General features: G+C 60.0%; 22 protein-coding genes and 1 pseudogene. 14 read left to right on the top strand and 9 right to left on the bottom strand.

Annotated features, from left to right (window positions below; all coding sequences use genetic code 11):
- Positions 1-26 precede the first annotated feature (26 nt).
- From nuoC to AC1DVE_RS04410, 13 genes are all read left to right on the top strand, one after another.
- Positions 27-1811, top strand: coding sequence for an NADH-quinone oxidoreductase subunit C/D (gene nuoC, locus AC1DVE_RS04470; protein WP_223453962.1), 1785 nt, complete (start codon positions 27-29; stop codon positions 1809-1811).
- Positions 1812-1813: 2 nt separating this feature from the next.
- The gene (gene nuoE / locus AC1DVE_RS04465; protein ID WP_008020715.1) at positions 1814-2311 is read left to right on the top strand and encodes an NADH-quinone oxidoreductase subunit NuoE; all 498 of its coding nucleotides are present in this window, start codon (positions 1814-1816) and stop codon (positions 2309-2311) included.
- Positions 2308-3663: an NADH-quinone oxidoreductase subunit NuoF gene (gene nuoF / locus AC1DVE_RS04460; RefSeq protein WP_223453960.1), complete on the top strand. Its 1356-nt coding sequence runs from the start codon at positions 2308-2310 to the stop codon at positions 3661-3663. The genes nuoE and nuoF overlap by 4 nt, the downstream gene beginning before the upstream one ends.
- A gap of 137 nt (positions 3664-3800) precedes the next feature.
- Complete coding sequence (gene nuoG, locus AC1DVE_RS04455; RefSeq protein WP_223453958.1) at positions 3801-6515, top strand: NADH-quinone oxidoreductase subunit NuoG; 2715 nt, start codon at positions 3801-3803, stop codon at positions 6513-6515.
- The gene (gene nuoH / locus AC1DVE_RS04450) at positions 6512-7519 is read left to right on the top strand and encodes an NADH-quinone oxidoreductase subunit NuoH (protein WP_046037838.1); all 1008 of its coding nucleotides are present in this window, start codon (positions 6512-6514) and stop codon (positions 7517-7519) included. Before nuoG ends, nuoH begins: the two co-directional genes overlap by 4 nt.
- Positions 7520-7531: 12 nt before the next feature.
- Positions 7532-8077, top strand: a complete 546-nt coding sequence (gene nuoI, locus AC1DVE_RS04445) for an NADH-quinone oxidoreductase subunit NuoI (RefSeq protein ID WP_223453956.1) — start codon at positions 7532-7534, stop codon at positions 8075-8077.
- A 9-nt stretch (positions 8078-8086) separates the two neighbouring features.
- On the top strand, positions 8087-8590 hold the full coding sequence (gene nuoJ / locus AC1DVE_RS04440) for an NADH-quinone oxidoreductase subunit J (RefSeq protein WP_223453955.1): 504 nt from the start codon (positions 8087-8089) through the stop codon (positions 8588-8590).
- Positions 8591-8592: 2 nt separating this feature from the next.
- Positions 8593-8901 (top strand): NADH-quinone oxidoreductase subunit NuoK, encoded by a 309-nt coding sequence (gene nuoK, locus AC1DVE_RS04435; protein ID WP_007946416.1) that lies wholly within the window; start codon positions 8593-8595, stop codon positions 8899-8901.
- On the top strand, positions 8898-10751 hold the full coding sequence (gene nuoL / locus AC1DVE_RS04430) for an NADH-quinone oxidoreductase subunit L (protein ID WP_223453953.1): 1854 nt from the start codon (positions 8898-8900) through the stop codon (positions 10749-10751). Before nuoK ends, nuoL begins: the two co-directional genes overlap by 4 nt.
- 39 nt (positions 10752-10790) lie before the next feature.
- The gene (gene nuoM / locus AC1DVE_RS04425) at positions 10791-12323 is read left to right on the top strand and encodes an NADH-quinone oxidoreductase subunit M (protein WP_223453951.1); all 1533 of its coding nucleotides are present in this window, start codon (positions 10791-10793) and stop codon (positions 12321-12323) included.
- Between the two features lie 7 nt (positions 12324-12330).
- Positions 12331-13794 carry an NADH-quinone oxidoreductase subunit NuoN gene (gene nuoN / locus AC1DVE_RS04420; protein WP_046037832.1) on the top strand — a complete coding sequence of 488 codons (1464 nt, stop codon included), beginning with the start codon at positions 12331-12333 and terminating at the stop codon, positions 13792-13794.
- Positions 13795-14060: 266 nt separating this feature from the next.
- Positions 14061-14444: a type II toxin-antitoxin system Phd/YefM family antitoxin gene (locus tag AC1DVE_RS04415; RefSeq protein ID WP_223453950.1), complete on the top strand. Its 384-nt coding sequence runs from the start codon at positions 14061-14063 to the stop codon at positions 14442-14444.
- Positions 14441-14818 (top strand): type II toxin-antitoxin system VapC family toxin, encoded by a 378-nt coding sequence (locus AC1DVE_RS04410; RefSeq protein WP_223453948.1) that lies wholly within the window; start codon positions 14441-14443, stop codon positions 14816-14818. The genes AC1DVE_RS04415 and AC1DVE_RS04410 overlap by 4 nt, the downstream gene beginning before the upstream one ends.
- A 118-nt stretch (positions 14819-14936) precedes the next feature.
- On the opposite strand, the gene AC1DVE_RS04405 is transcribed toward AC1DVE_RS04410, so the two are convergent.
- From AC1DVE_RS04405 to AC1DVE_RS04370, 8 genes are all read right to left on the bottom strand, one after another.
- Positions 14937-15269 (bottom strand): DUF2790 domain-containing protein, encoded by a 333-nt coding sequence (locus tag AC1DVE_RS04405; protein WP_223453946.1) that lies wholly within the window; start codon positions 15267-15269, stop codon positions 14937-14939.
- A 73-nt stretch (positions 15270-15342) separates the two neighbouring features.
- A complete protein-coding gene (locus tag AC1DVE_RS04400) occupies positions 15343-15543 on the bottom strand; it encodes a co-regulatory protein PtrA N-terminal domain-containing protein (RefSeq protein WP_477783788.1) in 201 nt (66 codons plus the stop codon).
- Between the two features lie 364 nt (positions 15544-15907).
- Entirely contained in the window at positions 15908-17650 is a 1743-nt protein-coding gene (locus tag AC1DVE_RS04395) for an ABC transporter substrate-binding protein (RefSeq protein WP_223453942.1), read from the bottom strand.
- Between the two features lie 47 nt (positions 17651-17697).
- The gene (locus AC1DVE_RS04390; protein ID WP_095943787.1) at positions 17698-17970 is read right to left on the bottom strand and encodes a DUF2160 domain-containing protein; all 273 of its coding nucleotides are present in this window, start codon (positions 17968-17970) and stop codon (positions 17698-17700) included.
- Between the two features lie 10 nt (positions 17971-17980).
- Positions 17981-18781, bottom strand: coding sequence for a carbohydrate ABC transporter permease (locus tag AC1DVE_RS04385; protein ID WP_477783787.1), 801 nt, complete (start codon positions 18779-18781; stop codon positions 17981-17983).
- An 8-nt stretch (positions 18782-18789) separates the two neighbouring features.
- Positions 18790-19656 (bottom strand): carbohydrate ABC transporter permease, encoded by an 867-nt coding sequence (locus tag AC1DVE_RS04380; RefSeq protein WP_008046507.1) that lies wholly within the window; start codon positions 19654-19656, stop codon positions 18790-18792.
- Positions 19653-20768 (bottom strand): ABC transporter ATP-binding protein, encoded by a 1116-nt coding sequence (locus AC1DVE_RS04375; protein WP_223453938.1) that lies wholly within the window; start codon positions 20766-20768, stop codon positions 19653-19655. The genes AC1DVE_RS04380 and AC1DVE_RS04375 overlap by 4 nt, the downstream gene beginning before the upstream one ends.
- On the bottom strand, positions 20768-21862 hold the full coding sequence (locus AC1DVE_RS04370; protein WP_223453936.1) for an ABC transporter ATP-binding protein: 1095 nt from the start codon (positions 21860-21862) through the stop codon (positions 20768-20770). Before AC1DVE_RS04370 ends, AC1DVE_RS04375 begins: the two co-directional genes overlap by 1 nt.
- A gap of 383 nt (positions 21863-22245) precedes the next feature.
- On the opposite strand from AC1DVE_RS04370, the gene AC1DVE_RS04365 reads away from it, so the two are divergent.
- A complete protein-coding gene (locus AC1DVE_RS04365; RefSeq protein WP_223453934.1) occupies positions 22246-24078 on the top strand; it encodes a sigma-54-dependent Fis family transcriptional regulator in 1833 nt (610 codons plus the stop codon).
- 142 nt (positions 24079-24220) lie between these two features.
- On the opposite strand, the pseudogene AC1DVE_RS04360 reads toward AC1DVE_RS04365, so the two are convergent.
- Positions 24221-24379: pseudogene (locus AC1DVE_RS04360) on the bottom strand (group II intron reverse transcriptase/maturase); the annotation flags it as partial.

The raw sequence follows: 24379 nt of genomic DNA, 5'->3' as shown, positions 1-24379 counted from the left end.
CGTTGACCGAAAGCGATAAAATAACCATGACTACAGGCAGTGCTCTGTACATCCCGCCTTACAAGGCAGACGACCAGGATGTGGTCGTCGAACTGAACAACCGTTTTGGCCCGGAGGCATTCACCGCCCAGCCAACCCGCACCGGCATGCCGGTGCTTTGGGTTGCCCGCGCCAAACTCGTCGAAGTCCTGACTTTCCTGCGTAACCTGCCCAAGCCGTACGTCATGCTCTATGACCTGCACGGCGTTGACGAGCGCCTGCGCACCAAGCGTCAAGGGCTGCCGAACGGCGTCGACTTCTCCGTGTTCTATCACTTGATGTCGATCGAACGTAATAGTGACGTAATGATCAAGGTCGCCTTGTCCGAGAGCGACCTCAGCCTGCCGACCGTCACCAGCATCTGGCCGAACGCCAACTGGTACGAGCGTGAAGTCTGGGACATGTTCGGCATCGACTTCAAAGGCCACCCTCACCTGTCGCGCATCATGATGCCGCCGACCTGGGAAGGTCACCCGCTGCGCAAGGACTTCCCGGCCCGCGCCACCGAGTTCGACCCGTTCACCCTGAACCTGGCCAAGCAACAGCTCGAGGAAGAGTCCGCGCGCTTCAAGCCGGAAGACTGGGGCATGAAGCGTTCCGGCCCGAACGAGGACTACATGTTCCTCAACCTCGGCCCGAACCACCCGTCCGCGCACGGTGCGTTCCGCATCATCCTGCAGCTGGACGGCGAAGAAATCGTCGACTGCGTACCGGACGTCGGTTACCACCACCGTGGTGCCGAGAAGATGGCCGAGCGTCAGTCCTGGCACAGCTTCATCCCGTACACCGACCGTATCGACTACCTCGGCGGCGTGATGAACAACCTGCCGTACGTGCTCTCGGTCGAGAAGCTGGCCGGCATCAAGGTGCCGGAGAAGGTCGACGTCATCCGCATCATGATGGCCGAGTTCTTCCGGATCACCAGCCACCTGCTGTTCCTGGGTACCTACATCCAGGACGTCGGCGCCATGACCCCGGTGTTCTTCACCTTCACCGACCGCCAGCGCGCCTACACGGTGATCGAAGCCATTACCGGTTTCCGTCTGCACCCGGCCTGGTACCGCATCGGTGGTGTCGCCCACGACCTGCCGCGGGGCTGGGAAAAGCTGGTTAAAGACTTCGTCGAGTGGATGCCCAAGCGTCTGGACGAATACCAGAAAGCCGCACTGGACAACAGCATCCTGCGTGGCCGGACCATCGGCGTCGCCGACTACAACACCAAAGAGGCCCTGGAATGGGGCGTCACCGGTGCCGGCCTGCGTTCGACCGGTTGCGATTTCGACCTGCGTAAAGCGCGTCCGTACTCGGGCTACGAGAACTTCGAATTCGAAGTGCCGCTGGCCGCCAACGGCGATGCCTACGACCGTTGCATCGTGCGTGTCGAGGAGATGCGCCAGAGCATCAAGATCATCGACCAGTGCCTGCGCAACATGCCGGAAGGCCCGTACAAGGCGGATCACCCGCTGACCACGCCGCCGCCGAAAGAGCGCACCCTGCAGCACATCGAAACCTTGATCACGCACTTCCTGCAGGTTTCGTGGGGCCCGGTCATGCCGGCCAACGAATCCTTCCAGATGATCGAAGCGACCAAGGGCATCAACAGTTATTACCTGACGAGCGATGGCGGCACCATGAGCTACCGCACCCGGATTCGTACCCCAAGCTTCCCGCACCTGCAGCAGATCCCTTCGGTGATCAAAGGCAGCATGGTCGCGGACTTGATTGCGTACCTGGGTAGTATCGATTTCGTTATGGCCGACGTGGACCGCTAAGCATGAACAGCACGCTTATCCAGACAGACCGTTTCACCTTGAGTGAAACCGAGCGCTCGGCCATCGAGCACGAGTTGCATCACTACGAAGACCCGCGCGCGGCGTCGATCGAAGCCCTGAAGATCGTCCAGAAGGAACGTGGCTGGGTGCCGGACGGCGCTCTGTACGCCATCGGCGAGATCCTCGGCATCCCGGCCAGCGACGTTGAAGGCGTGGCGACGTTCTATAGCCAGATCTTCCGTCAGCCAGTGGGCCGTCACATCATTCGCGTCTGCGACAGCATGGTCTGCTACATCGGCGGCCACGAGTCCGTGGTCAGTGAAATCCAGAGCAAGCTCGGCATCGGCCTGGGCCAGACTACCGCCGACGGTCGTTTTACCCTGCTGCCGGTCTGCTGCCTCGGCAATTGCGACAAGGCGCCGGCGTTGATGATCGACGACGACACTTTCGGTGATGTGCAGCCAGCAGGCGTTGCCAAATTGCTCGAGGGCTACGTATGACCCTGACTTCCTTCGGTCCGGCCAACCTCATCAAGCGTTCGGCCGAGACTCACCCGCTGACCTGGCGCCTGCGTGACGACGGCGAAGCCGTATGGCTCGACGAGTACCAGGCCAAGAACGGTTACGCCGCTGCGCGCAAGGCCTTCGCCGACATGGCTCAGGACGACATCGTCCAGACCGTGAAAGATTCCGGCCTCAAGGGTCGCGGCGGTGCAGGCTTCCCCACTGGTGTGAAGTGGGGCCTGATGCCAAAGGACGAGTCCATCGACATCCGCTACCTGCTGTGCAACGCGGATGAAATGGAGCCCAACACCTGGAAAGACCGCATGCTGATGGAGCAACTGCCCCATCTGCTGATCGAAGGCATGCTGATCAGTGCCCGCGCGCTGAAAACCTACCGTGGCTATATCTTCCTGCGTGGCGAGTACACCACCGCCGCCAAGCACTTGAACCGTGCCGTGGAAGAAGCCAAGGCAGCCGGCCTCTTGGGCAAGAATATCCTGGGTTCGGGTTTTGATTTCGAGCTGTTCGTCCACACCGGCGCCGGGCGTTACATCTGCGGTGAAGAAACCGCACTGATCAACTCCCTGGAAGGCCGTCGCGCCAACCCGCGCTCCAAGCCGCCCTTCCCTGCCGCCGTTGGCGTGTGGGGCAAGCCGACTTGCGTGAACAACGTTGAAACCCTGTGCAACGTGCCGGCAATCATCGCCGACGGCGTGGACTGGTACAAATCGTTGGCCCGCGAAGGCAGCGAAGACATGGGCACCAAGCTCATGGGCTTCTCCGGCAAGGTGAAGAACCCTGGCCTGTGGGAACTGCCGTTCGGCGTTACCGCTCGCGAGCTGTTCGAAGACTACGCCGGTGGCATGCGCGACGGTTACAAGCTCAAAGCCTGGCAGCCTGGCGGCGCCGGTACCGGCTTCCTGTTGCCGGAACACCTGGACGCACAAATGTACGCCGGCGGCATCGCCAAAGTGGGCACCCGTATGGGTACCGGCCTGGCCATGGCGGTGGACGACAGCGTCAACATGGTGTCCCTGCTGCGCAACATGGAGCAGTTCTTCGCCCGCGAATCCTGTGGCTTCTGCACCCCGTGCCGTGATGGCTTGCCATGGAGCGTCAAGCTCCTGATGGCCATCGAGAACGGTGAAGGCCAGCCAGGCGACATCGAGACCCTGCTGGGTCTGGTCGGTTTCCTCGGCCCTGGCAAGACCTTCTGTGCTCACGCACCGGGCGCCGTGGAGCCGTTGGGCAGCGCAATCAAATACTTCCGTCCAGAGTTCGAAGCCGGTATCGCGCCTGTCAGCGCCGCCGTCCCGCCTCTGGCAAGGCCGATCCTGGTCGGCGCGTAAACGCTTAAAAAAGGCGAAGGGTCCGTGCCCTTCGCTTTTCGTGTGATGACGCCTTTAACGGCTGTGTTGATTCACGCGGATAACAAGATTCCATTAGCCACGCCCGCTGACACCGGGCCAACGAAGAACTTTGAACCATGGCCACTATCCACGTAGACGGCAAAGAGCTCGAAGTCGATGGGGCAGACAACCTGTTACAGGCATGTCTGTCGCTAGGCCTCGATATCCCTTATTTCTGCTGGCACCCTGCCCTAGGCAGCGTTGGCGCTTGCCGCCAGTGCGCGGTCAAGCAGTACACCGACGAGAACGACACCCGTGGTCGTATCGTGATGTCCTGCATGACGCCTGCCACCGACGGCACCTGGATCTCCATCGAAGATGAAGAATCCAAGGCCTTCCGCGCCAGTGTTGTCGAATGGCTGATGACCAACCACCCTCACGACTGCCCGGTCTGTGAAGAAGGCGGTCACTGCCACCTGCAAGACATGACGGTAATGACCGGCCACAACGAGCGCCGTTACCGCTTCACCAAGCGTACCCACCAGAACCAGCAACTGGGCCCGTTCATTTCCCACGAGATGAACCGCTGCATCGCTTGCTACCGCTGCGTGCGCTTCTATAAAGACTACGCTGGCGGCACCGACCTCGGTGTGTATGGCGCCCACGACAACGTGTACTTCGGTCGCGTTGAAGACGGCACCCTGGAAAGCGAGTTCTCCGGCAACCTCACCGAGGTCTGCCCGACCGGTGTGTTCACCGACAAGACTCACTCCGAGCGCTACAACCGCAAGTGGGACATGCAGTTCTCGCCGAGCATCTGCCATGGCTGCTCCAGCGGTTGCAACATCTCCCCGGGCGAGCGTTACGGCGAACTGCGTCGCATCGAAAACCGTTTCAACGGTTCGGTGAACCAGTATTTCCTGTGCGACCGTGGCCGTTTCGGCTATGGCTACGTCAACCGCGAAGACCGTCCACGTCAGCCATTGCTGGCCAACGGCACCAAGCTGGGCCTCGACGAAGCGCTGGATAAAGCCGCCGACCTGCTGCGCGGTCGCAACATCGTCGGTATCGGTTCGCCCCGCGCCAGCCTCGAAAGCAACTACGCGTTGCGCGAACTGGTGGGCGCCGAGCACTTCTACTCGGGTATCGAAGCCGCTGAGCTGGAACGCATTCGTCTGGTCATGCAGGTGTTGAAAGACAGCCCGCTGCCAATCCCGAACATGCGCGACATCGAAGACCACGATGCAATCTTCGTCCTCGGTGAAGACCTGACCCAGACCGCTGCGCGCATGGCCCTGTCCCTGCGCCAATCGGTCAAAGGCAAAGCCGAAGACATGGCCGACGCCATGCGCGTTCAGCCTTGGCTCGACGCTGCGGTGAAGAACATCGGTCAGAACGCTCTGAACCCGCTGTTTATCGCCAGCCTGGCTGAAACCAAGCTCGACGACATCGCTGAAGAATGCGTTCATGCCGCTCCCGACGACCTCGCCCGCATCGGTTTCGCCGTTGCTCACACACTCGACGCCAGCGCCCCAGCAGTTGAAGGCCTCGATGCTGAAGCCCTCGAACTGGCCAAGCGCATCGCTGACGCCCTGCTCGCGGCCAAGCGTCCATTGATCATTGCCGGTACCTCGTTGGGTTCCAAGGCGCTGATCGAAGCGGCTGCAAACATCGCCAAAGCCCTGAAGCTGCGCGAGAAGAACGGTTCCATCAGCCTGATCGTGCCTGAGGCCAACAGCCTCGGCCTGGCCATGCTCGGTGGTGACTCGGTCGACGCCGCGCTGCAAGCCGTGATCGACGGCCGTGCCGACGCCATCGTCGTGCTGGAAAACGATCTGTACACCCGCACCGACAAAGCCAAGGTTGATGCTGCCCTGACCGCCGCGAAAGTGGTGATCGTTGCCGACCATCAGAAAACCGCCACCAGCGATCGCGCGCACCTGGTTCTGCCAGCCGCCAGCTTCGCTGAAGGCGACGGTACCCTGGTCAGCCAGGAAGGCCGCGCCCAGCGCTTCTTCCAGGTCTTCGATCCGAAATACATGGACGCGAGCATCCTGGTTCACGAAGGCTGGCGCTGGCTGCATGCCCTGCGCGCAACCCTGTTGAACCAGCCGATTGACTGGACCCAACTGGACCACGCCACCGCCGCTGTCGCTTCCAGCACTTCGATTCTAAATCGCATCGTCGATGCCGCACCGTCCGCCGCGTTCCGCATCAAGGGCATGAAACTGGCCCGCGAACCGCTGCGTTACTCCGGCCGTACCGCCATGCGTGCCGACATCAGCGTGCACGAACCGCGTACCCCGCAGGACAAGGACACCGCGTTCGCCTTCTCCATGGAAGGTTACTCGGGCTCGGTCGAACCGCGTCAGCAAGTACCATTCGCCTGGTCTCCGGGCTGGAACTCGCCGCAAGCCTGGAACAAGTTCCAGGACGAAGTCGGTGGTCACATCCGCGCTGGCGACCCGGGCACCCGCCTGATCGAAAGCGCCGGTGATTCGCTGAACTGGTTCGCCAGTGTTCCGCGCGCGTTCAACCCGGCCCAGGGCACCTGGCAGGTTGTGCCGTTCTTCCACCTGTTCGGCAGCGAAGAGAACTCTTCGAAAGCCGCTCCGGTTCAGGAACGCATCCCGGCTGCTTATGTTGCACTGGCCAAGTCCGAAGCCGACCGTCTGGGTGTCAATGACGGCGCCATGCTGAGCTTGAACGTCGCTGGCCAGACCCTGCGTCTGCCGCTGCGCATCAACGAAGAGCTGGGCGCTGGTCTGGTGGCACTGCCTGCGGGCATCGCCGGCATTCCGCCAGCGATCTTTGGCAAATCCGTTGACGGTCTGCAGGAGGCAGCTCAATGACCTTGTTCACTCCTGAAGTGATCGACATCATCATCGCGGTCCTCAAGGCCGTGGTGATTCTGCTCGCCGTGGTGGTCTGTGGCGCCCTGCTCAGCTGGGTCGAGCGTCGTCTGCTCGCCCTCTGGCAGGACCGTTACGGTCCGAACCGAGTCGGTCCGTTCGGCGCGTTCCAGATCGCGGCCGACATGATCAAGATGTTCTTCAAGGAAGACTGGACGCCGCCGTTCGCCGACAAAGTGATCTTCACTTTGGCGCCGGTCGTGGCCATGAGCGCCTTGCTGATTGCCTTCGCAATCATCCCGATCACCCCGACCTGGGGTGTCGCGGACATCAACATCGGCATCCTGTTCTTCTTCGCCATGGCTGGCCTGTCGGTCTACGCGGTGCTGTTCGCCGGCTGGTCGAGCAACAACAAGTTCGCCCTGCTGGGCAGCTTGCGTGCTTCGGCGCAGACTGTGTCGTACGAAGTGTTCATGGGCCTGTCGCTGATGGGCATCGTGATCCAGGTCGGCTCGTTCAACATGCGCGACATCGTCGAATACCAGGCGCAGAACCTGTGGTTCGTCATTCCGCAGATCTTCGGTTTCCTGACCTTCTTCATCGCTGGCGTGGCCGTGACTCACCGTCACCCGTTCGACCAGCCGGAAGCGGAGCAGGAACTGGCCGACGGTTACCACATTGAATACGCCGGCATGAAATGGGGCATGTTCTTCGTCGGCGAGTACATCGGCATCGTGTTGATTTCGGCGCTGCTGGTGACCTTGTTCTTCGGTGGCTGGCACGGTCCGTTCGGCATTCTGCCGCAGATCCCGTTCATCTGGTTCGCGTTGAAAACCGCGTTCTTCATCATGTTCTTCATCCTGCTGCGCGCCTCGATTCCGCGCCCACGGTATGACCAAGTGATGGATTTCAGCTGGAAGTTCTGCCTGCCGCTGACCCTCGTCAACATGCTGGTGACCGCTGCGATCGTGTTGCTCAACACGCCCGCCGTCGCGGCTCAGTGAGGATAGAGAATCATGAAGTACATTTTTGACATCGTGCATGGCTTCTACACCCAGCTTCGCAGCCTGGTGATGATCTTCAGCCACGCCTTCCGCAAGCGCGACACGCTGCAGTACCCGGAAGAACCGGTCTACCTGCCGCCGCGCTACCGTGGACGTATCGTCCTGACCCGCGACCCCGACGGCGAAGAGCGTTGTGTAGCGTGCAACCTGTGCGCCGTGGCGTGCCCGGTCGGTTGCATCTCGCTGCAGAAAGCTGAAACCGAAGACGGTCGCTGGTACCCGGAGTTCTTCCGCATCAACTTCTCGCGCTGCATCTTTTGCGGCCTCTGCGAGGAAGCCTGCCCGACCACCGCGATCCAGCTGACGCCGGATTTCGAAATGGCCGAGTTCAAACGTCAGGACCTGGTTTACGAGAAAGAAGATCTGCTGATCTCCGGCCCCGGCAAAAACCCTGATTACAACTTCTATCGTGTTGCAGGTATGGCGATTGCCGGTAAGCCCAAAGGCTCCGCGCAGAATGAAGCCGAACCGATCAACGTGAAGAGCTTGCTGCCTTAAGGAAGAAAGATGGAATTCGCTTTCTATTTCGCATCGGGTATCGCTGTGGTGTCCACGCTTCGCGTGATCACCAACACCAACCCTGTGCACGCCCTGCTCTACCTGATCATTTCGCTGATCGCCGTGGCCATGACGTTCTTCGCCCTCGGCGCGCCGTTTGCCGGTGTACTGGAAGTGATCGCCTACGCTGGCGCCATCATGGTGCTGTTCGTGTTCGTGGTGATGATGCTGAACCTGGGGCCTGCCTCGGCTCAGCAAGAGCGCGCCTGGCTCAAGCCCGGTATCTGGGGCGGCCCGGTCGCCCTCGCAGCCTTGCTGCTGGTGGAACTGCTGTATGTGCTGCTCTCCCACGAGAGCGGCCAGGCCGTCGGCCACACCACCGTAGACGCCAAGGCCGTGGGCATCAGCCTGTTCGGTCCTTACCTGCTGGTGGTCGAACTCGCCTCGATGCTGCTGCTCGCCGCAGCCGTCACGGCGTTCCATTTGGGCCGTAACGAAGCCAAGGAGCAATGACGATGCCTGCTATCCCTATGGAGCATGGTCTGGCGGTCGCCGGCATCCTGTTCTGCCTCGGTCTGGTCGGCCTGATGGTCCGCCGCAACATCCTCTTCGTGCTGATGAGCCTGGAGGTCATGATGAATGCCTCCGCCTTGGCGTTCATCGTTGCCGGTAGCCGCTGGGCGCAGCCGGATGGACAGATCATGTTCATCCTGGTGATCAGCCTGGCAGCCGCCGAGGCCAGTATTGGCCTGGCGATCCTGCTGCAACTGTATCGCCGCTTCCACACGCTCGATATCGACGCTGCCAGTGAGATGCGCGGATGAACCTTCTCTATCTGACTTTCCTGTTCCCCCTGATCGGTTTTGTTCTGCTGGCGTTTTCCCGGGGACGCCTCTCGGAAAACCTCTCGGCGCTGATCGGCGTCGGCTCCATTGGCCTGTCGGCGATCGTCGCGTCCTATGTGATCTGGCAATTCAACGTCGCCCCGCCGGAAGGTGGTCACTACACCCAGGTGCTGTGGCAATGGATGGCGGTGGAAGGCTTCACGCCGAACTTCGCCCTGCACCTGGATGGCCTGTCCGTGACCATGCTCGGTGTGGTCGTTGGCGTGGGCTTCCTGATCCACCTGTTCGCGTCCTGGTACATGCGCGGTGAAGACGGCTACTCGCGCTTTTTCGCCTACACCAACCTGTTTATCGCCAGCATGCTGTTCCTGGTCCTGGCCGATAACCTGCTGTTCGTGTACTTCGGCTGGGAAGGCGTGGGCCTGTGCTCGTACCTGTTGATCGGTTTCTACTACAGCAACCGCAACAACGGTAACGCCGCACTCAAGGCCTTCATCGTGACCCGTATCGGTGACGTGTTCATGGCCATCGGCCTGTTCATTCTGTTTGCCCAACTGGGCACGCTGAACATTCAGGAGCTGCTGGTGCTGGCTCCACAGAAATTCCAATCCGGCGACTTCTGGATGGTCATGGCTACCCTGATGCTGCTGGGCGGCGCTGTCGGTAAATCCGCGCAACTGCCACTGCAAACCTGGCTGGCGGATGCGATGGCCGGTCCTACTCCAGTTTCGGCACTGATCCACGCCGCAACCATGGTGACCGCTGGCGTCTACCTGATTGCCCGTACCCACGGCCTGTTCACCCTGGCGCCGGAAATCCTGCATCTAGTAGGAATCGTCGGTGGTGTGACCCTGGTTCTGGCTGGCTTCGCGGCTCTGGTTCAGACTGATATCAAGCGTATCCTCGCCTACTCGACCATGAGCCAGATCGGCTACATGTTCCTGGCCCTGGGCGTTGGTGCCTGGGACGGCGCGATCTTCCACCTGATGACCCACGCCTTCTTCAAGGCCCTGCTGTTCCTTGCGTCCGGTTCGGTGATCGTTGCCTGCCACCACGAGCAGAACATCTTCAAGATGGGTGGCCTGTGGAAGAAGCTGCCACTGGCCTACGCCAGCTTCATTGTCGGCGGTGCGGCCCTGGCGGCCCTGCCACTGGTAACCGCAGGCTTCTACTCCAAGGACGAAATCCTCTGGGAAGCGTTCGCCAGCGGCAACCACGGTCTGCTCTACGCAGGTCTGGTCGGCGCGTTCATGACCTCGCTGTACACCTTCCGCCTGATCTTCATCGCGTTCCACGGTGAAGCGAAGACCGAAGCCCACGCCGGTCACGGCATTGCTCACTGGCTGCCACTGTCGGTGCTGATCGTATTGTCCACCGCCATCGGCGCGATGATCGTTCCACCGCTGCACGGCGTGCTGCCGGAAAGCGTCGGCCATGCTGGCGGCGAAGCCAAGCACAGTCTGGAAATCGCCTCGGGCGCCATCGCCCTGGCCGGTATCCTGCTGGCCGCGCTGCTGTTCCTCGGCAAGCGCCGCTTCGTCACCGCCATCGCCAACAGCGGCATCGGCCGTATCCTTTCGGCCTGGTGGTTCGCTGCCTGGGGCTTCGACTGGATCTACGACAAACTGTTCGTCAAGCCTTACCTGGCGATCAACCATATCCTGCGCAAAGACCCGCTCGACCAGACCATCGGTCTGATCCCGCGCATGGCCAAAGGCGGTCACACCGCCCTGAGCCGTACCGAGACCGGTCAACTGCGTTGGTACGCCGCCTCGATGGCTGCTGGTGCCGTGCTGGTCATTGGCGCCGTCGTGCTGGTAGCGGTCTGATATGAACCTTGCGAATTTGCGAAAGGAAACGAACCCGTCATGATTCTGCCTTGGCTAATCCTGATCCCCTTCATCGGCGGCCTGCTGTGCTGGATGGGTGAGCGCTTCGGCGCCACCCTCCCGCGCTGGATTGCGCTGATCACCATGTCCCTGCTGCTCTCCCTCGGCCTCTGGCTGTGGGCCAACGGTGACTATTCATTTGCCCCGGCGCCTGGCGCCGATCCGACCTGGGCGCTTGAGTTCAAGCACGTCTGGATCCAGCGCTTCGGCATCAACGTGCACCTGGCCCTCGACGGCCTGTCGCTGTTGATGATCCTGCTGACCGGCTTGCTGGGTGTCCTCTCGGTACTCTGCTCGTGGAAAGAGATCCAGCGTCACGTTGGCTTCTTCCACCTGAACCTGATGTGGATCCTGGGCGGTGTCGTCGGCGTGTTCCTCGCCCTCGACCTGTTCATGTTCTTCTTCTTCTGGGAAATGATGCTGGTGCCGATGTACTTCCTCATCGCGCTCTGGGGTCACAGTTCTTCGGACGGCAAGAAAACCCGGATCTACGCGGCGACCAAGTTCTTCATCTTCACTCAGGCTTCCGGCCTGATCATGCTGGTGGCGATCCTGGGCCTGGTACTGGTCAACTTCAACGACACCGGCGTGATTACCTTCAACTACGCCGACCTGTTGAAAACCAAGATGTCGATGACCACCGAGTACATCCTGATGCTCGGCTTCTTCATCGCCTTCGCGGTCAAGCTGCCGGTCGTGCCGTTCCACTCCTGGTTGCCTGACGCTCACGCCCAGGCGCCGACCGCAGGTTCCGTCGACCTCGCCGGTATCTTGCTGAAAACCGCGGCTTACGGCCTGCTGCGTTTCGCCCTGCCGCTGTTCCCGAATGCCTCGGCCGAGTTCGCGCCGTTCGCCATGACCCTGGGTCTGATCGGGATTTTCTACGGTGCGTTCCTGGCGTTCGCGCAAACCGACATCAAGCGTCTGATTGCCTTCTCGTCCGTTTCCCACATGGGCTTCGTACTGATCGGCATCTACTCCGGCAGCCAACTGGCGCTGCAGGGTGCGGTGATGCAGATGCTGGCCCACGGTCTGTCGGCGGCAGCACTCTTTATCCTCTCCGGTCAGTTGTACGAGCGCACCCACACCCGCGACATGCGCGAGATGGGTGGCCTGTGGTCGAAGATCGCTTACCTGCCAGCCTTAAGCCTGTTCTTCGCAGCAGCGTCCCTGGGCTTGCCGGCGACCGGTAACTTTGTCGGTGAGTTCCTGATCCTGATCGGCACCTTCGCCAGCGCTCCATGGGTCACCGTGATCGCGACATCCGGCCTGGTGTTCGGTTCGGTGTACTCGCTGATCATGGTCCACCGTGCCTTCTTCGGCCCGTCGAAATCGGACGCGGTGCTGCATGGCATGGATGGTCGCGAAATGATCATGGTGGTCGGTCTGGCTGCACTGCTGATTTACATCGGCGTGTACCCGCAGCCGTTCCTCGATACCTCTGCCGCTACGATGCATGGCGTGCAGCAGTGGATCGGCACCGCCTTCACTCAACTCGCTTCGGCCCGGTAAGAGCGCTATGGAATTCACGACTCAACACTTTATCGCGCTTGCGCCGTTGTTGATCACCAGCGCCACGATCATCGTGGTGATGCTGGCGATCGCCTGGCGCCGCAACCACTCCCAGACCTTCCTGCTGTCGGTGGCGGGTCTGAACCTGGCACTGCTGTCGATCCTGCCTGCCTTGAAAGTCGCGCCCCTGGCCGTGACTCCATTGTTGCAGATTGACAGCTTCGCCTGCCTGTACATGGCGCTGATCCTGGTCGCCACCCTCGCCTGTGTGACCCTCGCCCACGCCTACCTCGGCGATGGCGGCACGGGTTACCCGGGCAACCGTGAAGAACTGTACCTGCTGATCCTGATGGCCGCTGCCGGTGGCCTGGTGCTGGTCAGCGCGCAGCACCTGGCCGGGTTGTTCGTCGGTCTGGAACTGCTCTCGGTACCGGTCTACGGTCTGGTGGCCTATGCCTTCTTCAACAAGCGTTCGCTGGAAGCCGGCATCAAGTACATGGTGCTGTCGGCGGCCGGTTCCGCGTTCCTGTTGTTCGGTATGGCCCTGCTCTACGCTGACGCCGGTTCCCTGAGCTTCGTCGGCATCGGCCAAGCGCTGGCGGCTACTGGTCTGCCAAGCTCGCTGGCTCAATTGGGCCTGGGCATGATGCTCATCGGCCTGGCGTTCAAGCTGTCGCTGGTACCCTTCCACCTCTGGACTCCGGACGTCTACGAAGGTGCTCCGGCACCGGTTGCAGCGTTCCTGGCTACCGCTTCCAAAGTGGCTGTGTTTGCGGTGATGGTGCGTCTGTTCCAGATCTCGCCAGCGGCGAGCAGCGGCGTGCTGAGCAACGTGCTGACCATCATCGCCATCGCGTCGATCCTGTTCGGTAACCTGCTGGCCCTGACCCAGAGCAACCTCAAGCGTCTGCTGGGTTACTCGTCCATCGCCCACTTCGGCTACCTGCTGATCGCCCTGGTGGCGAGCAAGGGTCTGGCCGTGGAAGCGATCGGCGTGTACCTGGTCACCTACGTGATCACCAGCCTCGGTGCTTTCGGCGTGATTACCCTGATGTCCTCGCCGTACAAAGGCCGTGACGCAGACGCCCTGTACGAATACCGCGGCCTGTTCTGGCGCCGTCCGTACCTGACCGCCGTACTGACCGTGATGATGCTGTCCCTGGCCGGTATCCCGCTGACCGCGGGCTTCATCGGCAAGTTCTACATCATCGCCACCGGTGTCGAGTCGCACCAATGGTGGCTGGTCGGCTCCCTGGTACTGGGCAGCGCCATCGGCGTGTTCTACTACCTGCGTGTGATGGTCACCCTGTTCCTGATCGAACCGAACCTGCGTCGCGTCGACGCCCAGCTGCACTGGGAACAACGTGCGGGCGGCGTGATGCTGCTGGCCATCGCGGTACTGGCCTTCTTCCTCGGCCTGTACCCACAACCGCTGCTGAACCTGGTTCAACAGTCGGGGCTAGCGGGTTGATCGCTTGAGCGACACTTGGTAGAAAACGGAAACGGCACCTTCGGGTGCCGTTTTTGCGTTTAGGAATTCAAAAGCAAAGATCGCAGCCTGCGGCAGCTCCTACAACAGGATGGCCTACACCCTGTAGGAGCTGCCGCAGGCTGCGATCTTTTGAGCTTCTTACCCTACCCCTTTCAGGAAGATGCTTGCACGACGGTATGCAATAGCTGACATCCGATCATCGCTACCGAGCGCTATGGTGCGTGAAAAACCATTCGGAGCACTCCATGAAACGGGAAACCTATACGTTGCGGGACAGCAGTTTTGATTACTCACCCAATTTGACACATGACGATTTGACCTATCGTCAGCTTGCCTTTGTCGGCGCTCTGAATTCTGGCTATATTTGTCCAGAATATGGGAGAAAAACCATGATCGTCGTTCCGCTGGCCGAAGCAAAAAACAATCTGTCCAAACTCGTCGATGACGCGGCCGCCGGACAGATCATCACGATTGCCAAACATGGTCGGGCCCTTGCGCGTCTGGTTCCGGTGGGAAAACCCCGCGGACAGCGTATCGGAGCGATGAAAGGCAAACTGGTGCTTCCCGAAGACTTTGACGCCTCACTGCCGGACGACATGCTCGATGCTTTTGAAGGCACTCAAGAATGAGGCTTCTGCTCGACACGCATATTTTGCTCTGGACGCTCAGCGATGACCCCAGGCTATCCGGCAAAGCCAGAAAGCTCATTGAGAGTGCTGCCGACATTTACATCAGCGCAGCGACATTCTGGGAGATGGCGATCAAGGTCGGGCTGGGAAAGCTGAACGTTGACCTGGAAGAAATCCGCCAGTACTGCCTCGACAGCGGGTTCATCGAGCTGCCTGTGACCTCAGAACACGCCATTGCCGTGAAGGACCTCGAACATCACCATCGGGACCCGTTTGACCGCCTCATTGTTGCAACGGCCATGACAGAACCCATGAAACTTCTCACCGCCGATCCATTGGTTGCCAGGTACACGGATCTGGCTGTTTTGGTCTGATCGGCCCACCACCACAAGTGATCATTTGTTCAGGAAATGTTTATTCGGTTGGAGAAACCGGATGAATGAGATGGCCTGCTCGCGATAGCAATGGAACAGGCACTGTGCAGGAGCCGTGTTATCCGCCGCGGTTGCGGCAATCGCCTGCCACTGTGTATTTGATGGTGTTGAGTCGGCCCTGAGAATCTTCATAGGTCATTGCGGTGGGTACTACGGCGCAGGTAACTTGTGGCCGCACGACACTCACTACTTTCACCACATCTAGCTTCATTCCGTATTGGTAGTCTTTCACCACCGGTGCGGGTTTGCCCTGGCTGGCGGCGTACTCTTCCATGGCTTGGGTGTTGGCGCTCAGCATCTTTTCGAACGTCCTGTCACCGCCACCTTCAGCGAGCACATTCATGGACATCGCCATCACCCCGGCGAACGCAAGCAACTTAATCAACGTCATATTCTGTACCTTCAGCTCATAAAAAAAGCCCATCATCGGCATTCGATGACGGGCTAGTTCAAGTGCGACACGCTTACAAGTCTTTGGTCTTGTCGTCCTTCTTTTCATTCACGACAACGGGGTCACGCGCCTGTTGCTTCGCGACAAACTTCTCCACCGAACGGTCATTGGCCGCCATCATTTTTTCAAAGGCTCTGTCGCCGCCACCTTCAGCCAAAACAACAGTAGACATCACCAACGCCGCTGCAAACGCACTCAGTAGTGCAAGTTTCATGTTTGATTCCTCGTTTAATTAACTAACGAGGCCAAAGTAACAATCCGAACCTTTCATGACGGTGGCGTGGAGATTACATATCCGTTATGTAGCTGCCACTCTGTTGAATCAGGGTAAATAACTAATGTGGGAGCGGGCTTGCTCGCGAAGGCGGTGTGTCATTCAAAGCATTTGTTGACTGACACGGCCTCTTCGCGAGCAAGCTCGCTCCCACAGTGTCCGAGGGTGCCCGCAGATTTTGTGTATGACACAAAACCTGTGGGAGCAGCGGTGCGACGATTCGACTTGCTCGCGAAGGCGGTGGAACAGACACAAACAAAAAACGGCACCTTTCGGTGCCGTTAGCGTTTCACATTACAGACGATTATTTACGCGCCGCCTCCCACGATTTCAGCAGTTCGGCATAGCTCACGGTCTCGCCCTTAGGCTTCTCGTTCGCCAGTTTCGGTTTCGGTGCGCCCGGCTGGTCGAACCAGTATTGCGCGTCGCGCTCAGGGTTCATTTTCGGGGCGCAGGTGGCTTGTGCCTTCGAGCGTTCCAGACGGCTCATGATTGCGTCCTGATCCTTGGCCAGGCCGTCCAACGCCTCTTGCGGGGTTTTCTCGCCGCTGGCGGCTTCGGCGATGTGGCTCCACCACAACTGCGCCAGGCGAGGATAATCAGGCACGTTGGTCCCGGTCGGGGTCCATTGCACGCGGGCCGGGCTGCGGTAGAACTCCACCAGGCCACCGAGTTTCGGCGCCAGGTCGGTCATGGCTTGCGAATTGATGTCCGACTCGCGGATTGGCGTCAGGCCGACGATGGTTTTCTTCAGCGACACGGTTTTCGAGGTCACGAACTGCGCGTACAGCCAGGCCGCCAGTTTCTGCTTCTCAGGCGTGGACTTCATGAACGTCCAGGAGCCGGCGTCCTGATAACCGAGTTTCATGCCCTCCTCCCAATACGGACCTTTTGGCGAAGGCGCCATGCGCCATTTCGGCGTGCCATCGGCATTCATCACCGGCAGGCCCGGTTTGGTCATGTCGGCAGTGAACGCGGTGTACCAGAAGATCTGCTGGGCGATGTTGCCCTGGGATGGCACCGGCCCAGACTCGGAGAAGGTCATGCCCGCCGCTTCCGGCGGCGCGTACTTCTTCATCCAGTCCACATACTTGGTGGTGGCGAACACCGCCGCCGGGCCGTTGGTGTCGCCGCCGCGGGTCACGCTGGAACCCACCGGATGGCAGTCCTCGACGCGGATCCCCCACTCGTCCACCGGCAAGCCGTTGGGAATCCCCTTGTCGCCGCCACCGGCCATGGAGAACCAGGCATCGGTGAAGCGCCAGCCCAGGGACGGGTCTTTCTTGCCGTAGTCCATGTGCCCGTAGACGCGTTTGCCGTCGATCTCCTTGACGTCTTCGGTGAAGAATTTGGCGATGTCTTCATAGGCCGACCAGTTCACCGGTACACCCAACTCGTAGCCGTACTTTTCCTTGAACTTGGCCTTCAGGTCCGCACGCTCGAACCAGTCGGCGCGGAACCAGTACAGGTTGGCGAACTGCTGGTCAGGCAATTGATAGATCTTTCCGTCCGGTGCGGTGGTGAAGGAGATGCCGATGAAGTCCTTGATATCGAGAGTCGGCGAGGTGAAGTTCTTGCCCTCGTTGGCCATCAGGTCGGTGATCGATTCGGTCTTGCCGTAGCGGAAGTGCGTACCGATCAGGTCCGAGTCGTTGACCCAGCCGTCATAGATGTTCTTGTCCGACTGCATCTGGGTCTGCAGTTTTTCCACCACGTCGCCTTCCTGCAGCAAGTCGTGAGTCAGCTTGATCCCGGTGATCTCGGTGAAGGCCTTGGCCAGCACCTTGGACTCATACTCGTGGGTGGCGATGGTTTCGGACACCACTTTGATGCTCATCCCGCGAAACGGCTCAGCCGCCTTGATGAACCACTTCAGCTCTTCGAGTTGCTGATCGGCCGTCAGGGTGGACGGTTTGAATTCAGCGCCGATCCATTTCTTCGCGGCGTCTTCATAGGCATCGGCCCAGGCAGACACGCTCAAACCGCTGAGTGCCAGCATGGCTGCCAATGAAATGCTATGTCGCAGCTTATTGTTTTTGTCGAACATAGAGACCTCCTGTTTAAGTTTCGGAGCAACATTGCCGAGCGATTCGACTAGCCCCAACGCATCACAGCCAACAGCCACACCAGGGACATCGCGAAGGCGACCCAGATGCTCCAGTCGGTGACGCCGATTACCAGCAAATGCAGGTAGGCGCTGCCGAGAAGACCGATGAACAAGCGATCGCCACGGGTGGTGGCAATCGGTAAAAAACCACGCCGAAGGATGCTCGGCGAACGCAATTCCCAGGTGGTCATGACCACCAGGATCAGGGCAATCACGCTGAAGAATGCCGCCGTGGGGACGGTCCAACTCATCCATTCCATCATCAGTTCCTCATACCCGGCCCAGGGCAAAGCCCTTGGCCACGTGATTGCGAACAAACCAGATCACCAGCATGCCCGGCAGGATGGTCAACACCCCCGCCGCCGCCAGTACCCCCCAGTCGATACCGGATGCCGAGACAGTGCGGGTCATCACCGCTGCGATCGGTTTGGYGTTCACCGAGGTGAGGGTTCGCGCCAGCAGCAGCTCGACCCAGGAAAACATGAAGCAGAAGAACGCCGTCACGCCGATGCCGGAGCCGATCAGCGGGATGAAAATCTTCACGAAGAACTTGGGAAAGCTGTAGCCATCGATGTAGGCGGTTTCGTCGATTTCCTTGGGCACGCCGGACATGAAGCCTTCGAGAATCCACACCGCCAGCGGCACGTTGAACAGGCAGTGGGCCAGGGCCACGGCGATGTGGGTATCGAACAAGCCGATCGAGGAATACAGCTGGAAGAACGGCAGCAGGAACACCGCCGGTGGCGCCATGCGGTTGGTCAGCAGCCAGAAGAACAGGTGCTTGTCGCCGAGGAATCGGTAGCGCGAAAACGCATAGGCCGCCGGCAAGGCCACGGTCAGGGAAATGATCGTGTTCAGGCTCACGTAGTACGCCGAGTTGAGGTAACCGGTGTACCAGCTCGGGTCGGTGAAGATCACCTTGTAGTTGTGGAAGGTGAAGTCCTGGGGAAACAACGTCAGGCCGCCAAGTATTTCGCTGTTGCTCTTGAAGGACATGTTCAGCAGCCAGTAGATCGGCACCAGCAGAAACAGGATGTAGAGCAGCAGTGGAATCAGCTTTCTCTTGCTCATGGCGGGCCTCAGCGGTTGGCGTCGGAGTGAGTCATGGCGGTGTAGAACAGCCAGGACACCAACAGGATGATCAGGAAGTACACCAGCGAGAATGCGGCGGCCGGCCCCAGGTCGAACTGCCCGATCGCCATTTGCGTCAGGGTCTGGCTCAAGAAGGTCGTGGAATTGCCCGGACCGCCGCCCGTGAGCACGAACGGCTCGGTGTAGATCATGAAACTGTCCATGAAGCGCAGCATCACGGCGATCAGCAGCACACTCTTGAGCTTGGGCAACTGGATATGCCGGAACACCGCCCAGGCCGAGGCCCGGTCGATCCGCGCCGCCTGGTAATACACATCCGGAATCGCCCGCAATCCGGAGAAGCACAACAGCGCCACCAGCGAGGTCCAGTGCCAGACGTCCATCACCAGCACGGTGACCCAGGCGTCCATGGTGTTCGCCGCATAGTTGTAGCTGATACCCATGGCCTTGAGGCTCGCCCCCAGCAGACCGATGTCGGCCCGGCCGAAGATCTGCCAGATGGTGCCGACCACGTTCCACGGAATCAGCAACGGAATCGCCAGGATGATCAGCACCACCGACGACCAGCGGCCCTTGGTCGGCATGGTCAGGGCGATGGCGATGCCCAGGGGAATTTCGATCAGCAGCACACATGCCGAGTAAATGAACTGACGCAGCAGCGAGTCGTGCAGCCTCGGGTCGAGCAGCACCTGCTTGTACCAGTCGGCGCCGACGAAATAGCGGCTGGACTGGTCGAAGATGTCCTGCACCGAATAGTTGACCACGGTCATCATCGGGATCACCGCACTGAACGCCACCAGTAGGAACACCGGCAGCACCAGCCACCAGGCCTTGTTGTTCTGCACCTTGTTCATGGCCGCGCCTCTTGGTTGGCATTGGCTTCGAGCAGGAATTCATCGGCGTAGACCATCAGCCACTGCGCCGGAAAACTGATGTACGCCGTGCCTTGCGGCACCGGTTTGTCTTCGGCCAGGCGCACTTTCAGGGGCGCGCCATTGAGGTCAAGGCTCATGATCTTGTAGGTGCCCAGGTCTTCGACGTGTACGACCTGTGCCCGCAGCGCGTCATCAAAGGCTTCGTCCCACACATGGACGAACTCCGGACGAATGCCGACCTTCAGGGTTTTCCACTCGGATTCAGCAATACGCTGCTGCATGGCCTCGGACAGCGGCAGGTGAGTCGAGGCGAACCCGACGCCACCCGCTTGCGGCTGCACGTCGATCAGGTTCATCCCGGGGCTGCCAATGAAGTAGCCGACAAAGGTGTGGCTCGGGCGCTCGAACAACTCCCTTGGCGTGCCGAACTGCACGATCTGCCCGCCGTACATCACCGCGATCTTGTCGGCGAAGGTCGAAGCCTCCAGTTGGTCGTGGGTGACGTAGACCATGGTGATGTTGAACTGCTCGTGGATCTGCTTGAGCTTGCGCCGCAGTTTCCACTTCAGGTGCGGGTCGATCACCGTCAGCGGCTCGTCGAACAGGATCGCCGATACGTCATCGCGCACCAGCCCGCGGCCCATGGAGACTTTCTGTTTTTCGTCGGCGGTGAGGTTGCGGGCCTTTTTGCTCAGCAGGTTCTGCAGGTCGAGGACTTCGGCGATTTCCTGCACCTTGCTATGAACCCTGGCCTCGGCCAAGCCCTGATTACGCAGCGGAAAGGCCAGGTTTTCGAACACCGTCATGGTGTCGTAGACCACCGGAAACTGGAAAACCTGGGCGATGTTGCGCTTCTCCGGGGTCAGATTGTTGACCGCTTTGCCGTCGAACAGCACATGGCCCTGGGACGGGCTGAGCAGCCCGGAAATGATGTTGAGCAAGGTTGATTTGCCGCAGCCCGAGGGACCGAGCAAGGCATAGGCGCCGCCCTGCTCCCAGATGTGGTCCATCTCGCGGATCGCGTAGTCTTCCGGTCCGGCCGGGGTTTTGGTGTAACTGTGGGCGAGGTTCTGCAAACGGATTTCGGCCATCAGGCAACCCTCGTGACACGCCGGCCCGGCGCCTGGATCAGCCGCCCCTGCGTATCGAACACAAACAGTTTATGGGTCGGGATGTAGATGCGGATCGGCGCATCGACGTCGTATTCGTGGACACCCGGCAAGTGCAGCACCAGCAGGAAATGCTCGTTGCGCACGTGCAGGAAGGTTTCCGAGCCGCTGATTTCCGCGACTTCGACGGTCACCGCCAATTCGAGGTCATCGTCGTTGCTCGGCACCAGCGAGATATGGCTGGGCCGCACGCCGAAGCGGAACTCGCCCTCGCCCACCGGGCGCAAATCGACGTTCAACGGGAAGTGCACGAAGTTGGCGAAACTCACCTCGTTGCCGGCAATGCGCCCCGGCATCAGGTTGATCGGTGGCTCGGAGAACAGCTCCGCCGCCAGCACCGTTTGCGGCTGGTGATAGACCGAAGCCGACTGGCCGCTCTGGATCACCCGGCCTTCGTGAAGAATGGTCGTGGTGCCGCCCAGGGCCAGGGCCTCGTTGGGTTCGGTGGTGGCGTAGATCGCGATGGTGTGGCGCGCCTTGAACAGCTCGCGCATTTCCTGGCGCAGCTCTTCGCGCAACTTGTAGTCGAGGTTGACCAGCGGCTCATCGAACAGGATCAGTTCGGCGTCCTTGACCAGCGCCCGGGCCATGGCCGTGCGTTGTTGCTGACCACCGGAAAGCTCCAGCGGATAGCGCTTGAGAAACTTCTCGATGCGCAGCATCTTCGCGGTTTCCAGCACCTTGCTCTGGATCACTTCGCTGGATACACCTGCCTGACGCAGCGGCGAGGCGATGTTGTCGAACACCGTCATGGTCGGGTAGTTGATGAACTGCTGATAGACCATCGACACATTGCGCAAGCGCACGGGACGTTGGGTGACGTCGACGCCGTTCATCAGGACGCGGCCGCTGTCGGGCTTGTCCAGACCGGCCATCAGGCGCATCAGGCTGGTTTTGCCGGACAAGGTGCGCCCCAGCAAAACGTTGAAGGAACCGGGTTCAAAACTCAGGTTGGCATCGTCGATCCAGGTCTGGCCCTCGACGGTGCGGCTGACGTGCTCCAGGGTGAGTGACATGGCTCGGCCTTTTTATTATTGGAGTCAAGCGACCGGAGCTACATAGCGACATCCATGCCAAAAAACCCAAGCCTTTGATTCAGCTTGAAATTCCAGAACAAGACGGCAAAAACGCGTTCGTTGCTGAACACAAATGAACAATCGGAAATGAACAATTGAACAGTTCACCCATTGACAGTGAACAATAGTGAACAACACTCTACGGACTGCTCACGCCCCCCTGTAGGAGCGAGCTTGCTCGCGATGCACTTGAGAGCGCCTCGTTTATTCAGGCAGCCCTCATCACCGTTAACGTCCATCGCGAGCAAGCTCGCTCCTACAGTGACCGTGTGTAGTTGAAGCCACCATAAAAACAATAAAAGCTTGCTCAGAGATCGACTGCCATGGCCGCACCCGCATCGCCGTTGTCCCACGACGCCATCATCCAGGACTCTTGGTCCCGTTGCCGCGCGTTCGGCCTCAGTCATCAGAGCACGCCGGCATTCGACCAATTGCCGGCCGCGGGCATCGCGCAACTGCTGGAGAGTCAGCATTCACTGGTGCAAACCACCCATCAGGAAGTGCTGCCCTACTACGAGAACATCCTGAGCAATTCCAATTGCCTGATCATGCTCGCCGACCATCAGGGCCAGGTACTCACGTCCTGGGGCACTCAGCGCTTTATCGAACCGAAACTGGCCCGGGGTTTCAGCGCCGGCGCCAGCTGGATGGAGCGCTGCACCGGCACCAACGCCATTGGCACCGCCCTGGCCTGCGAACAAGCCGTGCACATCGAGCACGACGAACATTTCCTCAAGGCCAACCGCTTCATGACCGGTTCCGCCGCGCCGATTTTCGATGCCGAGCGCAAGGTGATCGCCGTACTGGACGTATCCAGTGACAGCTACCTGCCGCCCTCCCACACCCTGGGCATGGTCAAGATGATGAGCCAGACCGTGGAAAACCGGCTGATCCTCAACCTGTTCCATGGCCAGCATTTCCAGCTGATATTCAATACCGGGCTGAACAACCTCGACAGCCAATGGGCCGGCTTGCTGATCTTCGATGAAACCGGCCAGGTGCTGTCGGCCAACCGCCGGGCCGACAATCTGCTGGGCATCAGCCTGTCGCGGGTCAGTGTCGAAAGCCTGTTCAAGGTCTCGCTGCTGGAGTTGCTGAACCAGCCAGAAGGCCTGCCCTTCGCCCTGCAAACCTCGGGGCGAAACCGCTTCCAGTGCCTGTTGAAGCGGCCGAAACAGGCATCAATTCAACCCCGAGTATTCACCGAGCCGGTTGTAACTGCACCCGCGGCCATCAGCCTCAACACCCTGCATTTCGGCGACAGTCGCGTGGAAAAAGCCGTGCGCCAGGCCGAGCGCTTGCTGGAAAAAGACATTCCACTGCTGATCCATGGTGAAACCGGGGTCGGCAAGGAAGTGTTCGTCAAAGCCCTGCATCAGGCCGGCTCGCGCAGCAAACAAGCGTTCATCGCCGTCAACTGTGCAGCGATTCCCGCCGAACTGGTGGAGTCCGAGTTGTTCGGCTACGAAAAAGGCGCGTTCACCGGGGCCAACCAGAAAGGCAGCATCGGGCTGATCCGCAAGGCTGACAAAGGCACGCTGTTCCTCGATGAAATCGGCGACATGCCGCTGCCGACCCAGGCGCGCCTGTTGCGGGTGTTGCAGGAGCGTTGCGTGCAACCGGTGGGCAGCAGCGAGTTGTTCCCCGTGGACTTGCGCATCATTTCAGCGACCAATCGCTCGTTGCGCGAACAGGTACAACTGGGGCGGTTTCGTGAAGACCTGTATTACCGCATTGGCGGCCTGACCCTGGAACTGCCTCCGCTGAGAGAGCGCAGCGATAAAGAAGCGCTGTTCAAACGCCTGTGGGAACAGCATCGCGAACCAAGCCAATGGGCTGGACTGAGCCGCGAGGTATTGGAGTTGTTCGACCGCCATCCGTGGCCGGGGAATTTGCGTCAGGTCAGCAGTGTGATGCAGGTGGCGTTGGCGATGGCCGAGGAACAACCGATAAGGCCGGAGCATTTGCCGGATGATTTTTTTGTTGATCTGGAGATGGAGCCGGTCGATACGCCGGAGCCGTTGGCCGTGGATCTGAATGATGCAGAGGATTTGAACCGGCAGTTGCAGGCGGCGGGGGGGAATATTTCGTATCTGGCGCGGCGCCTTGGGGTTAGTCGCAATACGCTTTACAAGCGGTTGCGGCAGACTGAATGACAAGTTGCCCGAAGGGGCCAGCCCTGTCACTTCAAAATGAACTGCCAACCCCCAATCGGCATAGGGGACGGCCTTCATAGACCGTACCCCTGCCACACCACCCGGCATGCGGGTCCGCACCGGGCGGTTCGAGGGATTGAGGTCAGGAGAGACGTGGAAGTCCCAAGCGATCAAACCACGCGAGATTAAGCACCCAATTCAAGGCCCATCGACTGTTGTCCCACCAACGACGGGTGTTACATGCCACTTTCTGGGCGACTTCTTTACTCGCACCCAAAGCCCGTAATTCACGATAAGTCGT

The organism is Pseudomonas sp. P4_B4 (genome assembly GCF_056402255.1).
The sequence above is the reverse complement of the archived record's forward strand: the minus strand, read 5'-3'. Positions and strand labels throughout refer to the sequence as shown.

Coding starts and splice junctions, on each gene's coding strand:
- AC1DVE_RS04375 (WP_223453938.1), bottom strand. CDS start 20,768: ATGGCCGAAATCCGTTTGCAGAACCTCGCCCACAGTTACACCAAAACC.
- nuoJ (WP_223453955.1), top strand. CDS start 8,087: ATGGAATTCGCTTTCTATTTCGCATCGGGTATCGCTGTGGTGTCCACG.
- nuoG (WP_223453958.1), top strand. CDS start 3,801: ATGGCCACTATCCACGTAGACGGCAAAGAGCTCGAAGTCGATGGGGCA.
- nuoK (WP_007946416.1), top strand. CDS start 8,593: ATGCCTGCTATCCCTATGGAGCATGGTCTGGCGGTCGCCGGCATCCTG.
- nuoH (WP_046037838.1), top strand. CDS start 6,512: ATGACCTTGTTCACTCCTGAAGTGATCGACATCATCATCGCGGTCCTC.
- AC1DVE_RS04395 (WP_223453942.1), bottom strand. CDS start 17,650: ATGTTCGACAAAAACAATAAGCTGCGACATAGCATTTCATTGGCAGCC.
- nuoC (WP_223453962.1), top strand. CDS start 27: ATGACTACAGGCAGTGCTCTGTACATCCCGCCTTACAAGGCAGACGAC.
- AC1DVE_RS04405 (WP_223453946.1), bottom strand. CDS start 15,269: ATGACGTTGATTAAGTTGCTTGCGTTCGCCGGGGTGATGGCGATGTCC.
- AC1DVE_RS04415 (WP_223453950.1), top strand. CDS start 14,061: ATGAAACGGGAAACCTATACGTTGCGGGACAGCAGTTTTGATTACTCA.
- AC1DVE_RS04380 (WP_008046507.1), bottom strand. CDS start 19,656: ATGAACAAGGTGCAGAACAACAAGGCCTGGTGGCTGGTGCTGCCGGTG.
- AC1DVE_RS04410 (WP_223453948.1), top strand. CDS start 14,441: ATGAGGCTTCTGCTCGACACGCATATTTTGCTCTGGACGCTCAGCGAT.
- nuoE (WP_008020715.1), top strand. CDS start 1,814: ATGAACAGCACGCTTATCCAGACAGACCGTTTCACCTTGAGTGAAACC.
- nuoI (WP_223453956.1), top strand. CDS start 7,532: ATGAAGTACATTTTTGACATCGTGCATGGCTTCTACACCCAGCTTCGC.
- nuoM (WP_223453951.1), top strand. CDS start 10,791: ATGATTCTGCCTTGGCTAATCCTGATCCCCTTCATCGGCGGCCTGCTG.
- AC1DVE_RS04370 (WP_223453936.1), bottom strand. CDS start 21,862: ATGTCACTCACCCTGGAGCACGTCAGCCGCACCGTCGAGGGCCAGACC.
- AC1DVE_RS04400 (WP_477783788.1), bottom strand. CDS start 15,543: ATGAAACTTGCACTACTGAGTGCGTTTGCAGCGGCGTTGGTGATGTCT.
- AC1DVE_RS04365 (WP_223453934.1), top strand. CDS start 22,246: ATGGCCGCACCCGCATCGCCGTTGTCCCACGACGCCATCATCCAGGAC.
- nuoN (WP_046037832.1), top strand. CDS start 12,331: ATGGAATTCACGACTCAACACTTTATCGCGCTTGCGCCGTTGTTGATC.
- nuoL (WP_223453953.1), top strand. CDS start 8,898: ATGAACCTTCTCTATCTGACTTTCCTGTTCCCCCTGATCGGTTTTGTT.
- nuoF (WP_223453960.1), top strand. CDS start 2,308: ATGACCCTGACTTCCTTCGGTCCGGCCAACCTCATCAAGCGTTCGGCC.
- AC1DVE_RS04390 (WP_095943787.1), bottom strand. CDS start 17,970: ATGGAATGGATGAGTTGGACCGTCCCCACGGCGGCATTCTTCAGCGTG.